We start from the raw sequence: 24,623 nt of genomic DNA on the forward strand, positions 1-24,623 counted from the left end.
ATGGCCAAGGCGATCATGTTCCAGGGGACAGGCTCTGACGTCGGCAAATCGCTGTTGGTGGCAGGGATTGCCAGGGCGCTGACCTTGCGCGGCCTGAAGGTCCGTCCCTTCAAGCCGCAGAACATGTCGAACAATGCCGGTGTCACGGCGGACGGCGGGGAGATCGGGCGCGCCCAGATGCTTCAGGCCAAGGCCGCCATGGTGCCGCCCAGCGTCCATATGAACCCGGTGCTGCTGAAACCCCAGAGCGAGATCGGCTCGCAGATCATCGTGCAGGGCAAGCTCTGGGGCAGCGCCAGGGCCGCCGAGTATCAGCAGGTAAAACCCCAGATGCTGCCCTTTGTGCTGGAGAGTTTCGAGCGCTTAAAAAGCGATGCCGATATCGTCCTGGTCGAAGGCGCGGGCAGCGCATCGGAGGTCAACCTTCGGACCAACGATATCGCCAATATGGGCTTTGCCCAGGCCGCAGATATTCCGGTCGTGCTGATCGGCGATATCGAGCGCGGTGGCGTGATCGCCAGCCTGGTCGGCACCAAAGCCGTGCTCCCTTCTGAAGACGCCGCCCTGATCGCGGGCTTCATCGTGAATAAGTTCCGGGGCGATCCGCGCCTGTTCGACAGCGGCATGGAGATCGTGCGGCAGGCAACCGGCTGGGGCGCCCTGGGGCTGGTGCCACATTTCGACGGTGCCGACCGCTTGCCCGCCGAAGATGCCCTGGCACTCGATCAGCCCCTGCGGGCCAGCGACGGCACCCTGGTGATCGCGGTGCCGATCCTGCCGCGCATCGCCAATTTCGACGATCTTGATCCGCTGGCCGCCGAACCCGGCGTGCGGCTTGTCCGCGTCAAGCCCGGACAGGCCCTACCAGGCAACGCCGCCCTGGTGCTGCTGCCGGGATCGAAATCCACCATCGCCGATCTGCAAGCCCTGCGCGACGCAGGCTTCGACATCGATATCCAGGCCCATGTCCGGCGCGGCGGTCATGTTCTGGGCCTGTGTGCCGGCTATCAGATGCTGGGCCGGACGATTGCAGATCCCGACGGGATTGAGGGGGCACCAGGAACGGTCAATGGCCTCGGTTTTTTGGCCATAGACACCGTGTTAACTGGAAAAAAGCAAACAACCCTCGCGAATGGTCGGGACTTCGGTGGAGCCCCGATCAACGGCTATGAAATTCACGTCGGCGAGACAAGCGGCCCCGATTGCGAACGCCCCTTCCTGATCCATGGCGACGGTCGCCCCGACGGCGCCCGCAGCGCGGATGGCAGGATCGTCGGCACCTATGTCCACGGCCTCTTTACCGATGATGCCCAGCGTGCGGCCTGGATCGGACGCCTGGGCGGAACAGCCGGTGGATTTTCCTACGATGCGACGGTGGAGGCAGTGCTCGACGGCCTCGCCGCTCACCTGGAACGCCACCTCGACATCGACGGGCTGCTTAGACTTGCACGGTAAGCGCCAACAGGGCGAGCAGGGCGATCAACAGCCCGTCTGCGACTTTATAGAGCTTCAGCGCATCGTGGATATCCTGGGCGGTCGCCGTGCGGCGACCATCACCCATGATCGCATCCTCCACCATCACCCCGCCGTAAGCCCTGGGACCGGCCAGCGCCAGACCCAGCGCCCCCGCCATCGCCGCCTCGGGATATCCGGCATTGGGCGAACGGTGCCGATGGGCGTCCCGGAACACAGCCCGCAGGGCGCCGCGCCAATCCTTGCGCAGGATCACCGCCGCCAGAACCAGCAATATGCCGGCCAAACGGGAGGCAGGAAGATTGATCAGATCGTCAAACCGCGCCGCCGCCCAGCCGAATTTCAGGTGCCGTTCAGTCTTATGTCCGATCATGCTATCGGCAGTGTTAGCTGCTTTATAGAGAACACCCCCCGGAAACCCCAGCATGGCGAGCCAAAAGACCGGCGCCACGATGCCATCGGAGAAGTTTTCCGACAGGCTTTCGATGGCCGCCCGCGCCACCCCGGCCTCGTCCAGCGCTTCGGGGTCACGGCCGACAATCATCGAGACCGCCTTGCGACCCGCGACGACATCCTCCTCCAACCCGGTCGCGACAGCCTGCACATGCTCATAGAGACTGCGCTGGGCCAGCAACGCGCTCGCCGGGATCGCCAGCAGCCACCAGGGCAGCCAGCTCAGGCCCCAGGCGATACTGCCGCAGATGCCCAGCAAGATGACAAGCGCCGCAATCCCCTTGGCCCGTCGATGCGCCCCCTCGTTCAACCAGCGATCCAGCCTTGCGATCAGGGCGCCGATCCACATGATGGGATGGCCGACGGTGCGGATGATCCATTGCGGATAGCCGCAGATCGCCTCGATAAGCATCGCCGCCAGGGCAAGAAGGAAAAACGACATGACTGCCTTTGCTAGTTCTGGCGCCGAGCTTCCCCATGGCGGCAATCTCGGAAATGCCCGCCGCCAATTTCCAGACGCGCCCGAACCATGGGTCGATCTGTCGACCGGGATCAACCCTTTTGCCTATCCGGTGCCGCCCTTGGAGCCGGAGGTCTTTCAGCGCTTGCCCGAACCGGACGCCCTATTGGCCTTGCAGGAAGCAGCGGGCCACACCTATGGCGGCATCGCACCCACCCGCGTTGTCGCGGCTCCCGGCACTCAGATCCTGCTGCCACACCTTGCCCGCCTAATCTCCCCCGGCCGCGCCGCAATCCTGGCGCCCACCTATGCCGAACATGCCCGCGCCGCCGCGCTGGCAGGCCATAAGGTCGAGGCAGTCGCCACGCTTGCGGATCTTGCGTCGGCGGATCTGGCCGTGCTGGTCAATCCCAACAACCCCGACGGCCGCTTATTGCCCCGGACCGATCTGCTGGAATTGGCCGACCGTATCGGCACCCATGGCGGCTTGCTGATCGTCGACGAGGCCTTCATGGATGTCGGGCCGGAAGGCGCAAGCCTCGCTGCCGATATCATCGACCGCCGCCTCGTCGTCCTGCGGTCGTTTGGCAAATTCCATGGGTTAGCAGGCATCCGCTTGGGTTTTGCCCTGGCCAATCCGGAGATCGCGTCGAACCTGCGCAGCCAGCTCGGTCCCTGGATCGTCAGCGGCCCCGCGCTCGCCATTGGCATCGCAGCCCTGGGCGATAGCGCCTGGGCCTATTATATGCGCGCCAAACTGATCGAGACCGCCCAACGACTCGACGCCCTGTTGCAAGCAGTCGGGCTGGAGATCGTTGGCGGCACCAGCCTGTTCCGCCTGATCCGCGCGGAAAAATCCGACGCTCTCTGGGAGCATCTGGCGCGCCAGGGCATCCTGACGCGCCGCTTCGACCAACTTCCCAGCCATCTGCGCTTTGGCCTGCCGGGGAACGAGGCCGCCTGGGGCCGGTTGGAGACTGCGCTTAGAGGCGCGTGACAATCTCCGTCTTCACCGAATTGGCAATGAAGCACTGCTCGTGCGCGGCATGGTGCAGGGCTTCTTCCATCGCGCGGTCGGGCGCCTGTCCGCCATAAGTGACCTTGGGATTCAAAGTGACCCGCGACACCCAGAGATGCCCACCCGGCCCCGGTGTCATCACTCCAACAGCCTCATCGCGATAGCTGTCGATGATGACTCCGCGCTTTGCCGCCACCCACAGGAAGGTGAGCAGATGGCAGCTGGAGATGGCAGCCACAAACGCCTCCTCAGGATCGACATTCGCTTCGACCGAATAGGGCAGCGGCACATTATGGGGCGAAGCCGAGGCAGCAACCTCCACACCGCCATCGAACTGCCAGAGGTGCGCGCGGCTATAGCGGCTGTCGGTGAAAGCTTCGGTCGGCTGACGCTGCCACGTAATAGTGGCGATATGGCTACCCATTCTTGTCTCCCATAAGGTGCCGTTGCAGGGCGGCGACTGCCGCCGCGATATCCCGTTCCTTGCAGGCATCGATCAGCGCCAGATGCTGGTGCGCGTAGTCGATGCGTTCGCTCGATCCCATCGGCTGCCGGGCATAGGATCTGCGGCCCTCCCGCCTAAGCCCGTCGATCATTGTCAGCAGACGGCCATTGCCGCAGGCGCCGTAGAGCAAGGCGTGAAAAGCGACGTCGAGTTCCTCGATCATCGCGATTTCCTCTTCCTCGATCAGATCCAGGGCCAGCCGCTCGGCCTTGCGGATCTGGGCATCTGTCAGATTAGGCAGGGAGAGGCGTAGAGCTTCGACCTCCAGCAGACAGCGGATCGCCCGCACCTCGCGGGTTGCCTCCAGGTTGGGCTCCGCCACAGCAAGGCTGCGGTCGGATCGCTGCACCAGCAGCCCTTCGGCCACCAGATGCCCGAGCGCCTGACGCACCGGCTGACGACTAACCCTAAACCGCGCCGCCAGGTCTTCCTGCTTCAGGACGGTCCCCGGCGGCAATGACCGATCATCAATTTCCTGGCGGAGCGCCGCCGCGATCATCTTTGGATCCATGGATCCAAAGATGATCGTAAACCGGCTTCGGCGTCAAGCGTCGGCATCTCCCCCACCCGCTAAGCGTGTTTTTCTGCTGACCCCATGGAACGCAAGCGGGGCCATCGGCTTTTATCGATCAAGCCCACGACGGGCAGTCTTTTTTGCGAAAAGGGAGCAGCATCATGAGCCGGACCATTAAACGCAATGCCCCCAAGTTCCGTGATGATCTCAGCCACGACGACGACTTCATGGAGCGCGACAGCTATTGGGACCGGGCGATCGCAATCGCCGAACGGGAAGCCACCTACGGCGCCGCCTCGCGCACCTCGCATCGCCTCCATCAAACGCCCGATCCGCGCAGTTAAGAGGTTATTTACCACATCAAAGCAAAAGACATCCCGCCAAGCCTTTGCTTCCAAATGAAACTTCAGGAAAAAAGTCACTCTTTCCTGCCCCAAAGCGCTGACATCTGTTTGCCATCGGCCGGTCCGTCTTGAAGTAAGCGGATATTTACGGCATCCTTAGGTTACAGACGCCATGAAAAGAGCGTCCTGTAACTTGAAGACTCACACTCCTCTCCAACCGGAGCTGCGGAGTCTTTCGAGGGCATGGAAACAGCGCGGAGGAAGAGCCATGAAGGTTCTGATAGCCGACGACCACGCCATGATCCGGGCAGGTCTCGCCTTCCTGTTCAGCGACGGTTTTGGGGCCGAAGTTGCCCAAGCCGAAACGCTGGACGGAGCATTAGAATATCTAAACGGCCCAGGGCCAAGTTACGATCTTGCCCTGATGGATCTCGACATGCCGGGCATGGCTGGGGGCGTTACGTTGCGCAACCTAAGGGAGAAATTCCCTGGGCTGAAGCTGGCCGTTGTCTCGGGTTCTGACAAACGCTCCGATATGCTGAGCGCCCTGTCGGCGGGGGTTCACGGCTATTTCCTAAAAACCATGACGACCGAAGACATGGCGTCCGGCTTTAAGATCATTATGGCAGGTGGCATGTATGTGCCCCCGGCCCTGTCCCAGGTGCCGAGCGGACCGGATGCCCCTAGCGCCGCACCGGCCATGCCGGAACCTAGCGCAACACCGGGACTTGCCGTTGAAAACCTAACCCCGCGCCAGCGCGACGTATTGGGCCATCTTGCCCATGGCAAGGGTACCAAGGAAATTGCCCGCGCCCTCGATCTGGCGGAAGGGACGGTCAAGGTCCATGTGGCTGCGCTTTACCGGGCCCTGGGTGCCCGCTCCCGCTCTGAAGCCATCGCGCTAGCGGCCCGACTTATCCGTTAGGCTGCCACATCTCTCTCTGTGTTTCGTCATGCCCCGGTTTATCCGGGGATTTTTTGGGATGAGATGCAAGAGTTCATCATCTCCCTAATGAAGGGAAGGATGACGACCTCTCAGCCTTCGACGATAACCGCCAGCAGTTCCTGCAACTCCGCCGGATCAACCGGCTTGGTCAGCCAGGGCACGCCCGAATCATCCAGCCGGCTGATCGCTTCGGGTTCGGTCGCGCCGCTGATGATGACCACAGCGGCCGGGCGGGCCAAACGGGCATTGATGGCCTCGGCCACCTCGATCCCGTCGTCATCCCCCAGATTGAGGTCCATCAGGATCAGGTCAGGCGGTGGATCCAGGCTGGCCAACGCCTCCTCGGCCGTGGAAGCCGATTTCACACGGAAGCCTTGATCGGCAATCTCGCGCGACAATGCTGCCAGCGCAGGCGCATCGTCGTCCACCACCAGCACCTGCCGGTTATCGCCGACCACGCGGCTTGCGACCGGCGCCTCAACGACAGCGGGCTTCACTCCAGCAACCAATGGGAAGGGAACCGAGAAATTCGTACCGACCCCAACGCGCGAGCGCACGGTAATATCGCTGCCCAGCAGCCAGGCCATGCGCCGCCCGATGGACAGGCCAAGCCCCAGACCATCGGAATTCTGCCGTCGAGAACGTCCCAGGCGTTCGAACTCTTCGAAGATCAGCGGCAGCTTTTCCGGCGCGATACCGGGACCCGTATCGAAGATCTGAATGGCAACCGAACGACCCTGACGGCGGCACCCCAGCAGGATACGCCCGCTTTCCGTGAATTTGACCGCGTTGGACAAGATGTTCCGCACGATACTGCCCAGCATCTCGCGGTCGGTGCGGATATAGGCGCGGCAAGGGACATAGATAAGCTTGATGCCCTTTTCCGCAGCGGTCAGCCGATATTCATCGGCCAGCTTCGACAGCATCTCGTGCAGATCGATGATCACCGGCGCCGGATCCATCACCCCGGCATCGATGCGGCTGATATCGAGCAGCGCATTGAACATCGTGTTCATCGACCGCCCGACCACCTTCAGGTCACCAACGATGGGGGCGGCATCCGGATCGGTTACCCGCCGCTCCAGCGCGCTGATAAAAAGAGTCAACGCGTGCAGAGGTTGACGCAGGTCATGGCTGGCAGCCGCCAGGAAGCGGGATTTGGCCTTGGTCGCAGCCAGGGCAGCATCGCGCGCCTCGGTCAGTTCCGCCGTCAGTTCTTGCAGCTCACGATTCTGCTCAACCGCCATCCGCCGCTGAGCGCTGATCAGAATCACCACCAGCACGCCGATGATCATGGTCGCCAAGGCAAACCCGATAACGATCCAGGTGACAGTCTGACGATTTTCGATATCGCTAACGCGCGCTTCACTCAAATACTGGAATTCGGCCTTATTCATCCCAGCCGCCAGGACACGGATATCCCGCATCAGGACTTGCCCACGATTGGACGCCATGATCGACAGCGCCTCGTCGCGCCGCCCTTGCAGGGTCATCGTGACAGTCTCTTTTAACTCGCGCATCTTTTCGATGCCCGCCGCTTTCAGCTTCTGAAAGCTTTCATAATGCGGGGAAGATTCGGGAACAACTGCCTCAAGCTCCTGCACAAGATCGGGAAAGCGCACGATCGAGCGTCGGTAAGGGCCAAGATAATTCTCGTTATTGGTCAGCAGATAACCCCGCTGACTGGTTTCAGCGTCGGTTACAACCGCCTGAAACTCCATAATGTCGCTGATGAGTTCGAAACCGCGGTATTCACGATCAGCAGCAGTCGCCTTCTCGTGCAGCGAATCCTGGGCCTGCCAGGCAAGGGCAGCCACAATGATCGCAAGGGCAAAAGCCGTTACTGCTATCGAAACGCGCGATTTTGAAAGAGCATATGTGGTTTGTCTCTTTAATGTCGCCCAGCTCATGGCTCCCCCTGCCATGTCGCACACTCTACCTCTTCTTAATACATCCAGAAATTGCAGCTAACAATACCGGAATATCGACAGGGGTAAAGATCGCCACAGCATCCGGTATCATCGTAAGCAGGATCGGCAGGGCATACATGCGGGCGGCAAGAAGTAGAATAGGGACATCCCAGCCCGCTGCAGCCCGGACGACCAGGGCTTCCTCAAGCCCGTTCCGGCCACCGCCGGGGTTCTGCTCGGCGATGATGAGTTGCAGGTCAGCCGGCGTGCCCATGGCGGACAAGATGGCCCCGGCGTTGCCGCCGATGATGGCACGGCAACCGATATCTTCGAGCAGCAAGCCCAGCCCGCGAGCCGCGTAGGTATTGCTGTCGATAAGGGCGACGGGTTTGTTCATGGGACTCAGCATCGTCTCAAATGAAACCAGCGGCCATTCGGCATGGCGGTTAAGCGCTGGGATTAGTCCAGAGGTTTAGGGGTATCGGCGATGCGGCAGGGGTTGCAATTTCCAAGGTTTGCACCGGCTCCACCCCAGGGGCGGAAGCGTTTCTCTCCACCCGGAAACCCTGTCAGGCCCAAGCAGCCTAATCCGCTGGATTAAGCCGCAGGTGTAGATCCTTAGACCGCGACTGGCTAGGCATCGCGCCGAATTGAGAGGAAGTCGGTTCTGCTGGAAATTAGGGCCATCGAACGACGGCACGAGGCCGGGATCGACAATTTCAATCGGGATAAGGCGTCCCAAAAGGCGGAGCAACGGCAATGGTCCCCTACAGCGCGCAAGATCAGGCTCCCGGCTTCGACGCCTATCTGCTCACCATCGCTAATGCGCTGCTGTCAGACAGCGACCCTAAGATCAAGATGCGGGGCGAGGGGATTTTGCAGTCCATGCGCGGCAACAGCAGCAGCACAACTACCGGGGCAGTGTTCGCCCGGTCGACAGCATTCGGTTGATGCAATCAGCGCGATGCTGTTTCCAGAAGGACCTTTTCGCCATCGCATGAAGCGAGGCGGGGCTGCGGTGAGGCATAGCGCAAAGCCGAGACGAGACGCTGGACCGCCGTGCAGAGATCCTGGGCCTTTACGGAAACCTGACCGACCTGCAGGCCGACCAGTTCGGGGGGCAGGGAAACGTCCGACACGCCTGCGGTTTCCGACCATTTGGTCAGCACGGAGCCGAGGTCGGCAGACTGGGGGCTTACCCAAGTCGCGGTCGACGGATGGGAAACTGGCGAAACGACCGATACCGAAACAGCCACAACGGCCGACGCAACCAAACCTGCCATATCAATTCCACCCGATCGCTACCGGGCGCCTTCTATCCAGTTTATCTCGGTCACTGAACTTGACCGAAACCGGGCGAAGTCAAGCATAAGCCCCCCTGCATTAAATGCAACGGTGCCGCACCGCAAACGCTCAGGAAATAGTCTGGCCGATGCACAAAAAACACGGTTTCGACAATACCAGGTAGATCGATACATCGGCTGCACAATCAATCAGATCATCCAGACGCCGGCGGCGATCAATAATACCCAAATATCGACCGTAACCTGCTTGACGGTTGCCACGCCGCTTCTAGCGGCCATCAGGATCCTGACGGCCGACCCACTCGCGTTTGGCCCATACGATCCTACGTCCGAGGCACCTTCAGATGGAAGCAGCACAATTTCAGTGACTTGCATTCGCCGGACACCCTATACTGTTGGTCTATCTGCTGGCACTCGCGCTGGTGCCACACCAACAGTTTGAAGAAGAACATCCAGCAGTTAACGCTGGAGTACGGCCTCTAACAGACAGCCGCAACGTCGAGGGCATCGCCGTCAGCATCGACACCCTGGCAAGCACGGCAAACGGCCTTGTGACCAACCATACGGTCTACGGCCGGATCGCACCTCACCAGTCCATTCCGGTGGGTGCCTATACCGATACGGTTTCGGTGGTCGTCACCTACTAGGGCCACCGACTTTTCGCTGGGGAGGAGCGATGAGGTCGAAACGGGGGTATGTCAGGATTCGCCTGCCCATCTGGGGCTTTCTTCTCTTCCTGGGCGCCGTTCTAGCGCTCGGCGACCCCGCCATGGCCGGCCAGCTCAAACTCTCCACCGTCCGCATCGACCTGAGCGACCGCCAGCCCAGTGCGGTCCTGACTTTGACCAATACCGGCCCCAGCCGGTCCCTGGTGCATCTGCGCCTGATGGCCTGGAGCCAGGTGAGTGGCGCCGATCGGCTGGAGCCGACCGATGCCGTTCTGGTCAACCCTCCGATCGCCGATATTCTTCCCGGCGCGCAGCAGGTCGTCCGCATCGGCTATGCAGGGGCTCTACAAACGCCCAACGAGCGCACCTTCAGACTCTTCATCGAAGAGGTGCCGTTGCAGGATTCCACCGGCGCCCAGGCAGTCGAGACCATTCTCAAGATCAGTCTGCCGGTTTTTCTGCCCCCACAATCTCCTCCCACCAAGGTCCTGGCAGCCGCCCCGCCGGAACGGGGCATCCCGACCGTCTTCATGTTGAATCGGGGAACGCGACACGCGCGCTTTACCGAATATCAGTTGATTGGGCGTGGTGGCGTGGCAGGCTCCCTCCATAAGACTTCTGGCTATGTCCTAGCCAGCACCTGGATGGGCTATCCGCTGGACGACAAGGATCTAGCGGTGCCGGGCCCAGAAAAACTGCGATTGACCACAGAGGATGGGCCAGTCGAGATACCGTTAGACCCGGCGGTCAGGCAGGAGATGCGCTAGGCACCGGGGTCGCAAGCCGATGCGGACGTTGAGAAGAAGCTTTCTGCATGCCTGCTTTGCCCTGACTTTCGTCGGGCCAACGGTTGCGCTTGCACAAACCCCCGGCCTGCCTGGTCTGATGCCGGGCACAGGTGCCGACGATCAGCGTTTTATCGTTTCCCTGCGGGTGAATGGCAAAGTGATCGACGATGCGGTCCTGGCCGTGCGTCGGGGCGGTGAATTCTATGTCCCCCGCCCCGCCCTGATGGCCGCCCGCATGAGCGCGCCGCCAGGAATCAAGGCATTCCCTCTGAACGGCGTTGAATATGTGGCCCTTGGCGCCATACCCGGCGTGATAGCCCGTTTCGACCCAGGAGCCCAGGAATTGGTTGTCAATGCAGGATCGGGAGCTGTCGCCGCCCAATCCCTTGATGTTTCGCCGGACAGTGTCTCCGGCACCCGGGCGCCGCCCGCGGGCGGCTTCTTCAATTACGACGTGATTGCCCAGACGGGGGACGATCCCAGTTATGTCGCCGGGCTGGTGGAGGGCGGCATGGCCATCGGCCAGGGAACCCTGGTCACGACCGGCCTTTTCCGGGCGGTCGGAGGCGGACAGGGCTTCACACGCCTCGATACATCTTATGTCCAGGATATGCCTGATGAGTTGATGCGGATCCGTCTGGGCGACGGGGTAGCGCGCGGCGGCGACTGGGGGCGGCCTTTCCGCTTCGGCGGCATTCAGATCGGCACGAATTTCGATATTCAGCCCGGCTTCGTCCCCTTCGCGGTCCCCAGCTTCGCAGGTCAGGCGGAGCTACCCTCGACCGTCGATGTCTATCTCGACAATGTGCTGCGCTATCGCGGCGAGGTCGATCAGGGGCCTTTCCAACTGAACCAACTGCCGGTCATCCGGGGTAGTGGTGAGGCGCGGGTGATCTTCACCGATCCTCTGGGACGGCAGCAGAGCACCGCCCTGCCCTTCTATGTCAGCCCGCAGATCCTGCGCGAAGGCCTGTCGGATTTTTCCTACGAGGCAGGTTTCCGCCGCCGCAATTATCAGCTCGAAAGCATGGGCTATGACGATTGGGTGCTGTCCGGCACCCATCGCTACGGCCTGACCAACGAGATCACGGTAGAGGGCCACAGCGAGATAATGGGCAGGCGTCAGGTCGCCGGCTTTTCGGTAGCCACAACGCTGCTGGGGATTGGCGAATTGCAGGGCGAGGCAGCAGGAGGGCGGGTCAAGGGCGATGCCACATGGCTGGGTGGCGTCGGCTATTCCTACACCGCGCGCTCTTGGAATGTCGGGCTGCGGCAGCGCTGGCAAGATGCAGACTTCAACAATACGGACGAGGTCTTCGTCTTTGGCAACGGCCTGACATCAGAGCTGGTGGCCAGTGCCGGTCTCGCGCTCGACGATTACGGCTCCGGCCTGCTTTCCTTTGCCAAACAGCGTTATCGGGGACGGGACAATGTCTCGATCCTTACCGCCAGTTGGACGCTGCCTGTCGGGCAATCGGCCTTCGCCAGCCTCTATGGCCTCAATACCCGTCAAGGCGACTTCAACGACACCAGCGTCGGCTTGACCGTCACCTTCCTGTTCGGCGGCACCAACAATGCGACCCTGGATGTGCTGCGGCGCGGCGCGGATACCGCCATAACCGCCCAGGCCCGCCATAGCGGCAATGCGGTCGATGGGCTGGACCTGGGGGCAATCACGGCCCTCGACACCATCAACCGCTATGGCGCCGACGCCCTGAAACGGACAAAGCACGGGGATATCGGCCTTGCCCTCGACCGCTTCGACAATCGGGATAACGCCCGCCTTTCCTTACGCGGCGGCGTAGCAGCCGCCGATGGAAAGATGTTCATGACTCGCCGGGTCGACGATGCTTTCGGCGTGGTCTCCGTACCCGGCTTCCCCGGCGTGCCGATCACCCAGGACAATCGTCCGGCTGGCGTGACGGACGAGGATGGCGATCTGTTCATTCCGCAAATGATCTCGAACTATCCCTCTAAGATCGGCGTCGATACCAGCGGCCTGCCGATCACGGCCGATATCGAAGCGCTGGAACAGCAGATCATTCCCGCCAATCGCAGCGCGGCCGTAGTCAGCTTCAACGCCAGATACAGCGGCGCGCGGCGCGTCGTCATTCAGCGCGCCGACCAGCAGCCGATCTCTCCCGGCGCGAAGATCCTGCGGGTCGCAGATAGCCGAGAATTCCGCACAGCTTATGATGGCGAGGCTTATCTCGAGCCGATAGCCGCCGGGAAAGAAACAGCCTTCATAGTCGAAACCGCCCAGGGACGTTGCCAGGTGGTTCTCCCTAAACCTGGCCCAGATAATAGCCGCCTTACCCTTACCTGCGGGGATGCGCCATGAGACCGAACCGTATTGCCGCGGCCCTGGCTGCGCTTCTGAGCCTGCAACCCGCCGCCGCCAATGCCCTGGCCGCCTGCACCGCCAGCGCCACCGGCGTCAGTTTCGGTTCCTACGATCCGCTATCGCCGACACCCCGCATCTCAACAGGATCGGTAACGGTCTCCTGCGATCTGCTGCTCGGGATTTCGTTGCTGGTCGCCTATTCCATCAGCCTGTCCCAGGGGAACGGCACCTTCTCCACCCGGCAGCTCAGCGCCGGACCGGGCAAGACGATGAATTACAACCTCTTCACCAGCGGCACCTATGGCTCGGTCTGGGGGAATGGCAGTGGCGGTTCGGTCATGGTTTACGACGGCTACCTGCTTGGACTGGCCATGGCAACCACGAGCTATCCAATCTATGGCCGCATCCCTGCCTTGCAGAATGTTCCAGCAGGCAATTATACCGACACGATATTAGTGACTGTGACTTATTAGAGATCATTTGAGAGCAATTTAGTTGATCCACGGCTGATCGACAGGCATTTTGCCACCATCTTTGGTGGTAAAATCTCACCCATTAGGTTTTTTTTGATGAATATCCTGAGTCGTATCCTCCTGTTAGTCGCCACCTCCTGTTTACTGGCGGCCTGCACCACTCCCCCAGTCCCCTTTGATGCCTCGGCGGAGAAAATACAGACCATTGGTGTCCTGCCGCCCCGTATCTCAAATACGGCCAGCGTGCAGCTCGCGACATCGGTCGGGCAGAGCTTCGGGCTGATCGGCGCATTGGTGGATGCCGGGATGCAGGCAGACAGGGATTCAAAATTCAAGCAGATCGCCGACGCCAATAACATCCAGGTCCAGACTATTTTCCTGACTGCCTTGTCCGATCGCCTGCAGCAGTTGGGGTATAAAACGGCGCCGATCGCCTTTAACCGCGACGCACAAACCAGCACCCAGGCATCGAATGCAGCAGGCACTGAATTCATTGCCGTCTATCCGAAGACCTCCGATCCGGCGGTCGATGCCTATCTGGACCTCGTTGTGCTGGGGTATGGCTATCGGGCGGCAGGCATCCGCGATGAGACCCCCTACCGCCCGATGTTCGAAGCCAAAGTGCGCCTCGTCGATGCCAAGACCTCGGCTGTTCTGATGCAGGATCACCTCAGCTACAATCCGATTATCCAGGATAAAAATATCGTCTCGATCGCCCCGGATCCGGCCTACGCCTTCACGACCTTCGACATCCTGATGGCCAATCCGGAGAAGGCCGTAACCGGGCTCAAATCCGCGACCGAACAGACGGCCAGCACCATCGCCAACCTTTTGAAGAAGCAGTAGGATCGTGCGTCTTTTTGCGCTACTTGGCGCCGCCGCCGCATTCAGCCTTTCCGCCTGTGTTGCCGGGCCGCCGCCCGAGGCGGCAGTCCTGAACCTCGACTTCAGCAAATGCGTGGCGAAGCCGGATATCGCTTCTGCGCGCCCGCTTGCGGCCGAACAGGAACTCGTTCCCGTGGCTGTCGACAAGAACAGTGCCTGCCTGGAAACCCCCGCCGGCCGCGCGACCTATGTGGCTTTTAAACTGCCCGCTTCGCCCGCTCTGCTCGATATCTTCAGCCTGCCAAACGGGACCGGTAATTTCCTCTCGCCACGGGCAATGTTATTGGATGCGGACGGGGTGCAGCTGCGAGAGATTGCCCGCGACAATTTTCTCTTCCGGGCAAATCGTCTGCATGCCGCCGTGCGCCAACGTCCGGGCGAGGCTTATCTGGTCGTGACGTCGGACCCCGCCTCCATCGGACAGACCAGCGACCGCGTCAGCAGCCATGCCGTCTATACCCATACCGGATATGCGATGGTCACCAGCGGCTATGACGTCAAAAATCTGGTCCTGTTTGCCCACAATGGCTCCGTCGGGGTGGCGACGCGTCCCCTGCCCAAACCGTAACCATAACTGAATTCATATATCAAACTCGCATAACCGCATTAGACGGTTATGAAAACCCATTGATACTCTGCCCGCAAAACAGGCGAGCGGCCCCCATCCAAGGGGACGCCTTTAGGGAGCGGGCGCCATGAGCGACAAGACTAAAAAACCCCTGCGCAGCCAGGGCTGGTTCGGCCGCGAAGATCGCGACGGCTTCATGCATCGCAGCTGGATGAAAAATCAGGGCTACCCGCATGATCTGTTCGACGGGCGCCCGATCATCGGCATCTGCAACACCTGGTCTGAACTCACCCCCTGCAACGGGCATTTCCGCGAGATCGCCGAATGGGTGAAGCGCGGCGTCTATGAAGCAGGCGGCTTTCCGCTGGAATTCCCGGTCATGTCGCTGGGCGAAACCCAGCTGCGCCCCACCGCCATGCTGTTCCGTAACCTCGCCTCCATGGATGTCGAGGAATCGATCCGCGGCAATCCGATGGACGGCGTCGTCCTGCTGATGGGCTGCGACAAGACCACGCCGTCGCTGCTGATGGGGGCCGCATCCTGCGATCTGCCGACCATCGGCATTTCGGGCGGCCCGATGCTGAACGGCAAATATCGCGGCCAGGATCTCGGCTCGGGCACCGGCGTCTGGCAGATGTCCGAGGAAGTGCGCGCCGGCCGCATGAGCAACGCCGACTTCATCGCCGCCGAAGCCCATATGCATCGCTCCAAGGGCAGCTGCATGACCATGGGCACCGCCTCCACCATGGCTTCGATGGTCGAAAGCTTAGGGATGAGCCTGCCGGGTAACGCCGCCATTCCCGCCGTCGACGCCCGCCGACTGACGCTGGCCCAACTGTCCGGCCGCCGCATCGTCGAGATGGTCAAACAGGATCTGAAGATGTCGCAGATCCTGACCCGGCAGGCCTTCGAGAATGCAGTGAAGGTCAATGCCGGTATCGGCGGTTCGACCAATGCCGTGATCCATCTGCTGGCACTGGCCCGCCGCATCGGTGTCGATCTGGCGCTGGAGGATTGGGACAAGCTCGGCTCCTCCGTCCCTTGCCTCGTCAATCTGCAGCCGTCGGGCAAATATCTGATGGAGGATTTCTTCTGTGCGGGCGGCGTTCCGGCCGTGATCCGCGAGCTGGGCGATGCGGGCCTGCTGAACAATGACGCGCTGACCGTCAACGGCAAGAGCCTGTGGGAGAACAACCAGGAAGCCCCCTGCTATAACCGTGACGTGATCCATGCCTTCGCCGATCCCTTCAAGGACAAGGCAGGCATCGCGGTCATCACCGGCAACCTCGCCCCCGATGGCGCGGTGATCAAGCCGTCGGCCGCCACCCCGAGCCTACTGAAACATCGCGGCCGGGCGGTCGTCTTCTCCTCCATCGAGGACTTCCACGAACGCATCAATGACGAGAACCTGGATATCGACGAGACCTGCGTGATGGTGCTGCAGAACTGCGGGCCGAAGGGTTATCCCGGCATGGCGGAGGTCGGCAATATGCCGCTGCCGCCCAAGGTTTTGCGCAAGGGCATCACCGACATGGTCCGCATTTCCGACGCCCGTATGAGCGGCACCGCCTATGGCACCGTCGTCCTCCACACTTCGCCCGAAGCTGCCGCTGGGGGTCCGCTAGCGCTGGTGAAGGACGGCGATATGATCGAGTTGGACGTGCCGAATCGCCGCCTGCATCTGGAGGTTTCGGACGAAGAACTGATCCGCCGTCGCGCCTCCTGGGTGCCGCCGGAAAAGCCCCAGCGCGGCTGGGCCAAGCTCTATGTGGAGCATGTGCTGCAAGCCAACCAGGGCGCCGACCTGGACTTCCTGGTCGGCGGCTCAGGGGCAGGCGTGCCGAGAGATTCGCATTAGCAGTTAACGATAGACCGTCATCCCGGCCCCCGAGCCGGGATCCGGCCGCTAGTCATTGCAGACATCAGGCAGTGCAGAGCACCAAACAACGGCCGGATCCCGGATCAAGTCAGGGATGACAAGGTCTTGTTTATTTGCAACGCCCCGGAGGAGACCCCGGGGTCAAGTCCCGGGGTGACGAAAAGATAGAATCACCCCGGCAGCAGCGTCCCACGCACCTTCTTGAACAAAGCAGCAGCGCCCGGCGACAAGGGCTTATCGCGCAGGCGGATCAACCCGAAGGGCTGCACGGAGAACCGTTCGAAATCCAGGATGCGGAAGCGCCCCGGCGCAGCAAACAGCTGGGCCACCGTCTTGGCCATCACCGTGATCGCCTCGGTCTTCGCCACCGTGGCCAGCGCCATGAAGACCGACGGCGTATTCGTTACCTTGGCCGGGATCGGCAGGCCCGCCGACTGGAACATGCCGTCCACCCGCCGCCGCAGGATCGAGGTGCGCGGCTGGATCACCCAGGATCGGTCGATAAGATCCACCAACCGAATCCCCGCCTTCTCCGCCAAGGGGTGCTGATCGGAGACGACGAAGCAGATCTCCTCGTCGCTCACTTCCTCGTAGATGAAGGGATTAGGGTCGACGTCCTGGGGAATACGCGCGACCACGAAATCGAGCTTCGAATCCACAAGGCGCGGCACCAGCACATCGCTGGTTTCCACCTGCACGGTGATATGCAGGCGCGGCAGATCCCGGCGCACCGCCTCCACCGCATCCACCACCGCATCGACCGCAGGGGCCATCACGGTGCCGATACTGGCCGAGCCGCCATCGCCGGTCTTGAGCGCCATCAGCTCGTCGCCCGCCTGCCCCAGATTGGCCAGGACCGTGCGCGCATGGCGGATCATCACCTCACCATACCAATTGGGCTCAACCCCGCGTGGTTGACGCTCGAACAGCTCGATCCCCAGCATCTCCTCCAGCTCGCCGAGCAGCTTGCTGGCGGCTGGCTGTGACATATTCAGGCTGCCTGCCGCGCGGTTGAGATTGCGATAATCATCCAAGGCGACGAAGAGCTGCAGATGGCGCAGCTTCAGCCGTACCCGCAGATACCAGTCGGGGGCCAGTGTCTTCATGTTTCCTCCCGCAGAGTTTCTTTTCGTTGACCTACCGCGCTTCGCGCTACTTGAGGGTAGAGCTTGTTTGTTCGCCTACCGCGCTTCGCGCTACTTGAGGCTGGTTAGCTTCTTATAATTATAAGTATATCGGAAGCCCGAAAAAAGTCATTGGACGGTTATCGATTTCTACTCCTAAGGTTTGCGCACCAATAAGACACTGTCCGACCCGAAAGCGGGCGAGACGGGCACCTTGGGAGGATATCGGCGATGCGTGTTTCACGCGGCTTTCTGCTGACCTAATCAGAGTTTTCCACGTTTGGTCGACCCCACGACCGGCGATGACGCCGCATGTTCGTCGCCCTTCTTGATGCAACCGGAGTGAGATGACGATGAGGTTGGTACAGTTTCGCAGCGTATCGGGAGATCGGGCCGTGGCCGCCACCGGCAAGGATGGCGCCGCCCGTATCGTCCAAGGTCTCGCCACGGTGCGCGACCTTGCGCTGTCTGCGATCACGGCAGGCCATGGGCTTGAGGCGGAAGTGGCCTCCAAGGGCTTTGGCGAGACTGTCGATCTGAAGGCGATTGCCAGCGAAGGCCGTCTGCTCGCCCCGCTCGACCATCCCGATGCCGCCCATTGCTACGTCACCGGCACCGGCCTGACGCACCTTGGCAGCGCCGAAGGCCGCGACAAGATGCACAGGGATCTGGCCGATCCCAGCAAACAGACCGACAGCATGAAGATGTTCAAGCTGGGCGTCGACGGCGGCAAGCCGAAGAACGGTGAAGCGGGCGTTCAGCCGGAATGGTTCTACAAGGGCGACGGATCGGTCGTGGTGGCTCCCGGCGCCGCCCTGCCCTCGCCGTCCTTCGCGCTCGACGGATCGGAAGAGCCGGAGATCGTCGGCCTCTATGTCATCGGTCCGGACGGTCAGCCCTATCGGCTGGGCTTTGCCATCGGTAACGAGTTCTCCGACCATGTGACGGAGCGGCAGAACTACCTCTATCTCGCCCATTCCAAGCTGCGGCACTGCGCGGTTGGGCCGGAGCTGCTGGTGGGCGCCCTGCCCGATAGCGTGTCGGGCACCTCCCGCATCCATCGCGGGGCCGAGGTTCTGTGGGAAAAGCCCTTCTTGTCGGGCGAAGCGAACATGTCCCACAGCATCGCGAACCTCGAAGCTCACCACTTCAAATATGGCCTCTTCCGCCGCCCCGGCGACGTGCATCTGCATTATTTCGGCACCGCCACCTTGAGCTTTTCGGACGGCATCAAGACGCAAGCGGGCGACACCTTCGAGATCAGCGTGCCGGAGTTCGGCCTGCCGCTGCGCAATACCCTGGCCATCGTTCCGGCCCCCAAGGGCGGCGTGAAGCCGCTCTGAACAGCGGATCAGGCAACGGCCTCAAGTAGCGCGAAGCGCGGTAGGCCAACACAAAGACTCAACCCAATTCGGCGACGGCGAGCGCGGACCGTCGAACCGGAACACACATAATCCGCGCAATCCCAAGGGGAGTGAGACGCATGAAAAGCATTACAGTCGGCAGCCTGCTGCTGGGTATGTCGCTGATCGCGGCCGGTGCCAACGCCCAGACCATCGGCTTCTCGCAGATCGGTTCGGAAAGCGGCTGGCGTACCTCTGAAACCGAATCCATCAAAGCCGAAGCCAAGAAGCGCGGCATCGATCTGAAATTCTCCGACGCTCAGCAGAAGCAGGAAAACCAGATCAAAGCCGTGCGCACCTTCATCGCCCAGGGCGTTGACGGCATCCTGCTGGCACCGGTCGTCGAAACCGGCTGGGATCAGGTCCTGAAAGAAGCCAAGGACGCCAAGATCCCGGTCGTTCTGGTCGACCGCGGCATAAAAGGCGATGAGTCGCTCTATCTGACCAAGGTCTCGTCGGACTTCGTGGAAGAAGGCCGTCTGGCCGCCTCCTGGCTCGCGGCCCGCACCAACGGCAAATGCCGCGTGGTCGAGTTGCAGGGCACCGTCGGCTCCAGCGCTGCCATCGACCGCAAGAAGGGCTTCGAGGATGTCGTGAAGCTGTTCCCGCGCATGGAAATCGCCCGCTCGCAAAGCGGCGACTTCACCCGTTCGGGTGGCAAGGAAGTCATGGAGAGCTTCCTCAAGGCCGAAGGCGGCGGCAAGAACATCTGCGCGATGTATGCCCATAACGACGACATGGCCCTGGGCGCGATCCAGGCCATCAAGGAAGCAGGCCTGAAGCCCGGCAAGGATATCACCGTCGTCTCCATCGACGCCGTGCCGGATATCTTCAAGGCCATGGCTGACGGCGATGCCAATGCCACGATCGAACTGAACCCGCATCTGGGCGGCCCGTCCTTCGATGCCATCGCTGCGGCGAAGGCCGGCAAGGAAGTGCCGAAGTGGATCAAGGCGCAAGGTCCGCTCTATCTGCCGGACACCGCTGCCGAAGAATACAAGAAGCGCAGCGCGAAGTAGCAGGGTGCGGCGGGCCGGGGGGAGAGCCTCGGTCCGCCGCTCCTTTTATAAGGGAGAGCCCATGAGCGCGCCCATCCTGACTCTGTCGGGCATCACCAAAAGCTTTCCCGGCGTCCGCGCCCTCGATGGTGTCGATTTCCAGCTTTTCCCCGGCGAGGTGCATGCGCTGCTGGGGGAGAACGGGGCCGGTAAATCCACCCTGATCAAGGTGCTGACGGGCATCTATCGGCGCGACGGCGGCGAGATGCAGCTCGCCGGGCGGACCATCGACCCCAAAAGCGGCCGCGAGGCCCAGGACCTCGGTATCAGCACGGTCTATCAGGAAGTGAACCTGGTGCCGACACTGACCGTGACCGAAAACCTGACCCTGGAGCGCCAGCCGCGCCGCTTCGGCTTCATCAACTGGGGCGCCGCGAGACGCCATGCGCAGGAGATGCTGAAGCCGCTGGGCCTCGACATCGATGTGTCGCGCCCGCTGGGAAGCTATTCCATCGCGATCCAGCAGTTGGTCGCCATCGCCCGCGCCCTGGATGGCGAGGTGAAGGTGCTGATCTTGGACGAACCGACCGCCAGCCTGGATGCCCGTGAAGTCGCCGTGCTGTTCGATGTGCTGCGCGGCCTGAAGGCGCGCGGCATCGCCATCGTCTTCGTCACCCATTTCCTCGATCAGGTTTACGCGATTTCCGACCGCATCACGGTCCTGCGCAACGGCAAACAGGTCGGCAGCCATCTGGCGGCGAACCTGCCGCGCCTCGACCTCGTCTCCCTGATGCTGGGCAAGGCCGCCGAGGCTCTGCCCCATATCGCCCGCGACGAGAAGGCCCCCGGCGCCCGTGAACCGGTCATCGAGGCCGATAATATCGGCAAGAAGCATATGCTGGAGGACGTGTCCTTGAGCGCAGCTCGGGGCGAGATCGTCGGGCTGGCAGGGCTTCTGGGATCGGGACGCTCGGAAACCATCAAACTGATCTTCGGCGCCGATAGCGCGGATCGCGGCAGCATCAAGCTCCATGGTGTGCCGATGGCGATCAGAAACCCGCGCCAGGGCATCCGGCTGGGCATGGCCTTCTGCCCGGAGGATCGCAAACACGAAGGCATCGTGGCCGAACTGTCGGTGCGGGAGAATATCATCCTCGCCCTCCAGGCCAAACGCGGCTGGCGCAAGCGCATCCGCCGCGCCGAACAGGATCGCTTCGCATCGGAGATGATCCTGGCCTTGGGGATCCGCACGCCCGATGCCGAAAAGCCGGTCGGGCAACTGTCGGGCGGCAATCAGCAGAAGGTGATCCTGGCCCGCTGGCTGATCACCCAGCCGCAGCTGCTGTTGCTGGATGAACCCACACGCGGCATCGATGTCGGCGCCCATGCCGAGATCATGGGGCTGATCCGGCGGCTGTGCGACGACGGCATGGCGATGGTCATGGTGTCCTCGGAGCTGGAGGAAATCACCGCCGTGGCAGACCGGGTAGTCGTGCTGCGCGACCGCCACAAGGTGGCCGAACTGACCCGAACCGAAGTCAGCCAGCCCGCCATCATCGAGGCTATCGCCCAATGAGTTTCTTGAAGATCCCCGGCCGCCGCTGGCTGTGGCCGTCCCTGGCGCTTGCAGCGATCCTGCTGGCCAACCTCTTCCTGTCGCCCAATTTCTTTTCGATCCGCATCGTCGACGGTCATCTGTTCGGCAGCCTGATCGATATCCTGCATCGCGGCACGCCCCTGGCCTTCGTCGCCCTGGGCATGGCGGTCGTGATTGCAACCGGCGGTATCGATCTGTCGGTCGGCGCCATCATTGCCATCTGCGGCGCGACGATGGCCGTGCTGCTGAAGACCTCCGGCCTGCCGCCCGTGCTGGTGCTGCTGGCCGTGGTGGCGGTAGGCATCCTCTGCGGACTATGGAACGGGCTGCTGGTCGCTTTCCTGGATATCCAGCCCATCGTCGCGACCTTGATCCTGATGGTCGCCGGACGTGGTATCGCCCAGATGATCACGGACGGCCAGATCGTCACCTTCCATAGCGATTTCTTCCAGGTGATCGGCGGCGGCTTCTTCTTGGGCCTGCCGGTGCGCGTGCTGGTGGTGCTGGGATTTGCGATCCTGCTGGCACTGGTCCTGCGCCGTACGGCGATGGGACTGTTCCTGGAGGCCGTCGGCGGCAATGCCGCCGCCAGCCGGTTGGCCGGGATCGAAGCCCGCTGGATCCGCCTCTCCGCCTATGCCATCTCCGGCCTCTGCTCGGCGCTGGCAGGTATCGTGCTGACCGCCGACATCAAGGGGGCGGACGCCAATAACGCCGGTCTTTGGCTGGAGCTTGATGCGATCCTGGCCGTGGTGATCGGCGGGGCGGCCCTGAAGGGCGGACGCTTCGCCCTGGGCCTAACCTTGATCGGCGTGCTGGTGATCCAGAGTCTGACCACCACCATCCTCGTCAGCGGTCTGCCCTCGCAATATACCCTGGTGGTCAAAGCCTGCGTGGTGTTGGCCGTGCTTTTCCTCCAGTCGCCGCGCCTCCAGCGGCTGCGCGCGCAGTAGGCCCGCCGTCATGCTCAAGAACGAACGCCTGCTTCCGCTGCTTGCAACCCTGGTGGTGCTGATCCTGCTCTATGGCCTGGGCATGAGCCAGTATCGCAACTTCGCCTCGACCCTGGTGCTCGGCAATCTGCTGACCGACAATGCCTTCCTGATCACCGCCGCCATCGGCATGACCTTTGTAATCCTATCTGGCGGCATCGATCTGTCCGTTGGCTCCATGATCGCCTTCGTCGGCATGCTGTTCGCGATCCTGGTACGGGACGCCGGGATGCATCCGCTGGGCGCCGCTGCGGTCGCGCTGATTTTCGGCGTGCTGTTCGGCGCCGCCATGGGCTGGCTGATCGATACTTTCGATATCCAACCCTTCATCGTGACGCTGGCGGGCATGTTCCTGCTGCGCGGTCTCGCCTTTGTCCTCAGCCTCGAATCCCTGTCGATCCAGCATCCGGCGATGGAAGCCTTCGCGGGTTTCCGTATTCCGCTGCCGGGGCGCGGCGGGCTGTCGGCATCGGCGCTGGTGATGCTGGGGGCGCTGGCCCTGGGGATCATCCTGGCTCACCGCACGCGCTTTGGCACCAACGTCTATGCCATCGGCGGTGACCGGGTCTCGGCGGCCCTGCTGGGCGTGCCGATCCGCCGCACCACCATCGCCATCTATGCGGTGAGCGGTTTCTACTCCAGCCTCGCGGGGGTGCTCTATACCCTCTATACCGCGTCGGGCTATCCGCTGGCGGCAGTCGGGGTGGAGCTTGATGCCATCGCGGCCGTGGTCATCGGCGGCACACTGCTCACCGGCGGGATCGGCTATGTGGTCGGCACACTGTTCGGCGGATTGATCCAGGGCGTCATTCAAACTCTCATCGCTTTTGACGGCAGCTTGAACAGTTGGTGGACCAAAATCGCAATCGGTGGTTTGTTGTTCGCCTTCATTGTGCTGCAGCGGCTGATCACCCGGTCGTTCGGCAGCCTCCGCAAGGGCTAACACGGACTGAATACCGACGATGAGTCTGCATGATTTCGGCAAGGTCAACGGCCAGGACGTGACCGAGATTCGCCTCGCCAACCGCGATGGCATGGCCGCCTCCGTCCTGAACTTCGGGGCGGTCATCCGCGATCTCGTCGTCCCCTCCACCACCGGCCATCGCCATGTGGTGCTGGGCTATCAGGCGCTGGACGGCTATCTCTCCAACCCCTCCTATCTGGGGGTGACGGCGGGGCGCTATGCCAACCGCATCGCGGGCGGCAAATTCTCGCTGAACGGCAATGATCACGACCTGACCGCGAACGAGAAGGGCAAGACCCATCTGCATGGCGGACACCAGGGCATCTCGCGCCGTCTCTGGACCATCATCGAAGACGGCATGGACCATGTGACGCTGGAGTTCCAGTCAGCTAATGGCGAGGAAGGCTATCCCGGCGACTGCACGATCCGCTGCCGCTATCGCCTGATGGGACCGGCGACACTTGCCATCGAATATAGCGCCACCTGCAATGCGCCGACGTTGGTGAACATCGCGCATCACTCCTACTTCACGCTGCAGGAAAATACCGACATCCGCGAACATGAACTCCAGATCAACGCGGATCTCTATACCCCGGTGGATGCCGATCTGATCACCACCGGCGAAGTGCTGAAGGTCCAGGGCACCCCCTTCGATTTCCGCGAACCGCGCGCCATCGGCAAGCCGCCCAGCGGCAAGCTGCTGCCCTATGACATCAACTACGTGCTGCGCGGCCAGGGTATGCGGACCATCGCCCAGGTCCTCAGCCCCGACAAGAAACTGTCGATGGAAGTCATCTCCACCGAACCCGGCCTGCAGTTCTATGACGGCGCAGGCCTGTCCGAGACGGCCCCGCCGCTGTCCGGCCAGGAACATAAGCCCTATTTCGGCTTCGCGCTGGAGCCACAGAAGTTCCCCGACAGCCCGAACAAGCCGCATTTCCCCTCGGCCGTGCTGAAACCCGGCGAAACCTATCGCCAGATGACGGCTTATCGGTTCAAGAGCGCCTGACGGT

General features: G+C 62.0%; 26 protein-coding genes. 19 read left to right on the plus strand and 7 right to left on the minus strand.

The window, feature by feature from the left end; translation table 11 throughout:
• Entirely contained in the window at nt 1-1,455 is a 1,455-nt protein-coding gene (locus ACFSM5_RS13525; RefSeq protein WP_379876959.1) for a cobyric acid synthase, read from the plus strand.
• Here ACFSM5_RS13525 and cbiB read toward each other — a convergent pair.
• Nucleotides 1,439-2,368 (minus strand): adenosylcobinamide-phosphate synthase CbiB, encoded by a 930-nt coding sequence (cbiB, locus tag ACFSM5_RS13530; protein ID WP_379876960.1) that lies wholly within the window; start codon nt 2,366-2,368, stop codon nt 1,439-1,441. The genes ACFSM5_RS13525 and cbiB overlap by 17 nt on opposite strands.
• On the opposite strand from cbiB, the gene cobD reads away from it, so the two are divergent.
• On the plus strand, nt 2,367-3,383 hold the full coding sequence (gene cobD, locus ACFSM5_RS13535; RefSeq protein ID WP_379876961.1) for a threonine-phosphate decarboxylase CobD: 1,017 nt from the start codon (nt 2,367-2,369) through the stop codon (nt 3,381-3,383). The genes cbiB and cobD overlap by 2 nt on opposite strands.
• Here the strand turns inward: cobD and ACFSM5_RS13540 are convergent.
• Nucleotides 3,370-3,828, minus strand: coding sequence for an OsmC family protein (locus tag ACFSM5_RS13540; RefSeq protein ID WP_379876962.1), 459 nt, complete (start codon nt 3,826-3,828; stop codon nt 3,370-3,372). The two genes, cobD and ACFSM5_RS13540, sit on opposite strands and share 14 nt — an antisense overlap.
• The gene (locus ACFSM5_RS13545) at nt 3,821-4,408 is read right to left on the minus strand and encodes a GntR family transcriptional regulator (protein ID WP_379876963.1); all 588 of its coding nucleotides are present in this window, start codon (nt 4,406-4,408) and stop codon (nt 3,821-3,823) included. Before ACFSM5_RS13545 ends, ACFSM5_RS13540 begins: the two co-directional genes overlap by 8 nt.
• A 176-nt stretch (nt 4,409-4,584) precedes the next feature.
• Here ACFSM5_RS13545 and ACFSM5_RS13550 point away from each other — a divergent pair, with 176 nt between their 5' ends.
• Together ACFSM5_RS13550 and ACFSM5_RS13555 are read left to right on the plus strand one after the other, a co-directional pair.
• Complete coding sequence (locus ACFSM5_RS13550; RefSeq protein WP_379876964.1) at nt 4,585-4,767, plus strand: hypothetical protein; 183 nt, start codon at nt 4,585-4,587, stop codon at nt 4,765-4,767.
• 268 nt (nt 4,768-5,035) lie between these two features.
• A complete protein-coding gene (locus tag ACFSM5_RS13555; protein WP_379876965.1) occupies nt 5,036-5,692 on the plus strand; it encodes a response regulator in 657 nt (218 codons plus the stop codon).
• 110 nt (nt 5,693-5,802) lie between these two features.
• Here the strand turns inward: ACFSM5_RS13555 and ACFSM5_RS13560 are convergent, their stop codons facing one another.
• Both ACFSM5_RS13560 and ACFSM5_RS13565 read right to left on the minus strand, forming a co-directional pair.
• Nucleotides 5,803-7,530 (minus strand): CHASE3 domain-containing protein, encoded by a 1,728-nt coding sequence (locus tag ACFSM5_RS13560; protein WP_379876966.1) that lies wholly within the window; start codon nt 7,528-7,530, stop codon nt 5,803-5,805.
• A gap of 118 nt (nt 7,531-7,648) precedes the next feature.
• Nucleotides 7,649-8,020 (minus strand): hypothetical protein, encoded by a 372-nt coding sequence (locus tag ACFSM5_RS13565; RefSeq protein ID WP_379876967.1) that lies wholly within the window; start codon nt 8,018-8,020, stop codon nt 7,649-7,651.
• A 362-nt stretch (nt 8,021-8,382) separates the two neighbouring features.
• On the opposite strand from ACFSM5_RS13565, the gene ACFSM5_RS13570 reads away from it, so the two are divergent.
• The gene (locus ACFSM5_RS13570; RefSeq protein WP_379876968.1) at nt 8,383-8,574 is read left to right on the plus strand and encodes a hypothetical protein; all 192 of its coding nucleotides are present in this window, start codon (nt 8,383-8,385) and stop codon (nt 8,572-8,574) included.
• A 5-nt stretch (nt 8,575-8,579) separates the two neighbouring features.
• Here ACFSM5_RS13570 and ACFSM5_RS13575 read toward each other — a convergent pair whose 3' ends face one another.
• Entirely contained in the window at nt 8,580-8,906 is a 327-nt protein-coding gene (locus ACFSM5_RS13575; protein WP_379876969.1) for a hypothetical protein, read from the minus strand.
• Between the two features lie 112 nt (nt 8,907-9,018).
• Between ACFSM5_RS13575 and ACFSM5_RS13580 the strand changes: the two genes are divergently transcribed.
• The 8 genes from ACFSM5_RS13580 (at nt 9,019) to araD (ending at nt 16,511) form a co-directional block, all read left to right on the plus strand.
• Nucleotides 9,019-9,369, plus strand: coding sequence for a spore coat protein U domain-containing protein (locus ACFSM5_RS13580; RefSeq protein ID WP_379876970.1), 351 nt, complete (start codon nt 9,019-9,021; stop codon nt 9,367-9,369).
• Complete coding sequence (locus tag ACFSM5_RS13585) at nt 9,323-9,574, plus strand: spore coat protein U domain-containing protein (protein ID WP_379876971.1); 252 nt, start codon at nt 9,323-9,325, stop codon at nt 9,572-9,574. Before ACFSM5_RS13580 ends, ACFSM5_RS13585 begins: the two co-directional genes overlap by 47 nt.
• Before the next feature lie 29 nt (nt 9,575-9,603).
• Complete coding sequence (locus ACFSM5_RS13590; protein ID WP_379876972.1) at nt 9,604-10,362, plus strand: fimbrial biogenesis chaperone; 759 nt, start codon at nt 9,604-9,606, stop codon at nt 10,360-10,362.
• Nucleotides 10,363-10,390: 28 nt separating this feature from the next.
• On the plus strand, nt 10,391-12,724 hold the full coding sequence (locus tag ACFSM5_RS13595) for a fimbria/pilus outer membrane usher protein (RefSeq protein WP_379876973.1): 2,334 nt from the start codon (nt 10,391-10,393) through the stop codon (nt 12,722-12,724).
• Nucleotides 12,721-13,200, plus strand: coding sequence for a Csu type fimbrial protein (locus ACFSM5_RS13600; RefSeq protein ID WP_379876974.1), 480 nt, complete (start codon nt 12,721-12,723; stop codon nt 13,198-13,200). Before ACFSM5_RS13595 ends, ACFSM5_RS13600 begins: the two co-directional genes overlap by 4 nt.
• 96 nt (nt 13,201-13,296) lie before the next feature.
• Nucleotides 13,297-14,046 (plus strand): hypothetical protein, encoded by a 750-nt coding sequence (locus tag ACFSM5_RS13605; protein WP_379876975.1) that lies wholly within the window; start codon nt 13,297-13,299, stop codon nt 14,044-14,046.
• A gap of 4 nt (nt 14,047-14,050) precedes the next feature.
• The gene (locus tag ACFSM5_RS13610) at nt 14,051-14,653 is read left to right on the plus strand and encodes a hypothetical protein (protein ID WP_379876976.1); all 603 of its coding nucleotides are present in this window, start codon (nt 14,051-14,053) and stop codon (nt 14,651-14,653) included.
• A gap of 127 nt (nt 14,654-14,780) precedes the next feature.
• On the plus strand, nt 14,781-16,511 hold the full coding sequence (gene araD, locus ACFSM5_RS13615; RefSeq protein ID WP_379876977.1) for an L-arabinonate dehydratase: 1,731 nt from the start codon (nt 14,781-14,783) through the stop codon (nt 16,509-16,511).
• 191 nt (nt 16,512-16,702) lie between these two features.
• Here the strand turns inward: araD and ACFSM5_RS13620 are convergent, their stop codons facing one another.
• Entirely contained in the window at nt 16,703-17,638 is a 936-nt protein-coding gene (locus ACFSM5_RS13620; RefSeq protein ID WP_379876978.1) for a LysR family transcriptional regulator, read from the minus strand.
• Between the two features lie 371 nt (nt 17,639-18,009).
• Here ACFSM5_RS13620 and araD1 point away from each other — a divergent pair, with 371 nt between their 5' ends.
• From araD1 to ACFSM5_RS13650, 6 genes are all read left to right on the plus strand, one after another.
• Nucleotides 18,010-18,999, plus strand: coding sequence for an AraD1 family protein (araD1, locus tag ACFSM5_RS13625; RefSeq protein WP_379876979.1), 990 nt, complete (start codon nt 18,010-18,012; stop codon nt 18,997-18,999).
• Nucleotides 19,000-19,139: 140 nt separating this feature from the next.
• Nucleotides 19,140-20,078 carry an ABC transporter substrate-binding protein gene (locus ACFSM5_RS13630; RefSeq protein ID WP_379876980.1) on the plus strand — a complete coding sequence of 313 codons (939 nt, stop codon included), beginning with the start codon at nt 19,140-19,142 and terminating at the stop codon, nt 20,076-20,078.
• Nucleotides 20,079-20,139: 61 nt separating this feature from the next.
• Entirely contained in the window at nt 20,140-21,633 is a 1,494-nt protein-coding gene (locus ACFSM5_RS13635; RefSeq protein WP_379876981.1) for a sugar ABC transporter ATP-binding protein, read from the plus strand.
• A complete protein-coding gene (locus ACFSM5_RS13640) occupies nt 21,630-22,607 on the plus strand; it encodes an ABC transporter permease (protein ID WP_379876982.1) in 978 nt (325 codons plus the stop codon). Before ACFSM5_RS13635 ends, ACFSM5_RS13640 begins: the two co-directional genes overlap by 4 nt.
• 10 nt (nt 22,608-22,617) lie before the next feature.
• Nucleotides 22,618-23,589 (plus strand): galactofuranose ABC transporter, permease protein YjfF, encoded by a 972-nt coding sequence (gene yjfF / locus ACFSM5_RS13645; protein WP_379876983.1) that lies wholly within the window; start codon nt 22,618-22,620, stop codon nt 23,587-23,589.
• A gap of 19 nt (nt 23,590-23,608) precedes the next feature.
• A complete protein-coding gene (locus ACFSM5_RS13650) occupies nt 23,609-24,619 on the plus strand; it encodes an aldose epimerase family protein (protein ID WP_379876984.1) in 1,011 nt (336 codons plus the stop codon).
• Nucleotides 24,620-24,623 lie beyond the last annotated feature (4 nt).

It is taken from the genome of Lacibacterium aquatile, assembly GCF_042683105.1.
Classification (GTDB): Bacteria; Pseudomonadota; Alphaproteobacteria; order Elsterales; family Elsteraceae; genus Lacibacterium; species Lacibacterium aquatile.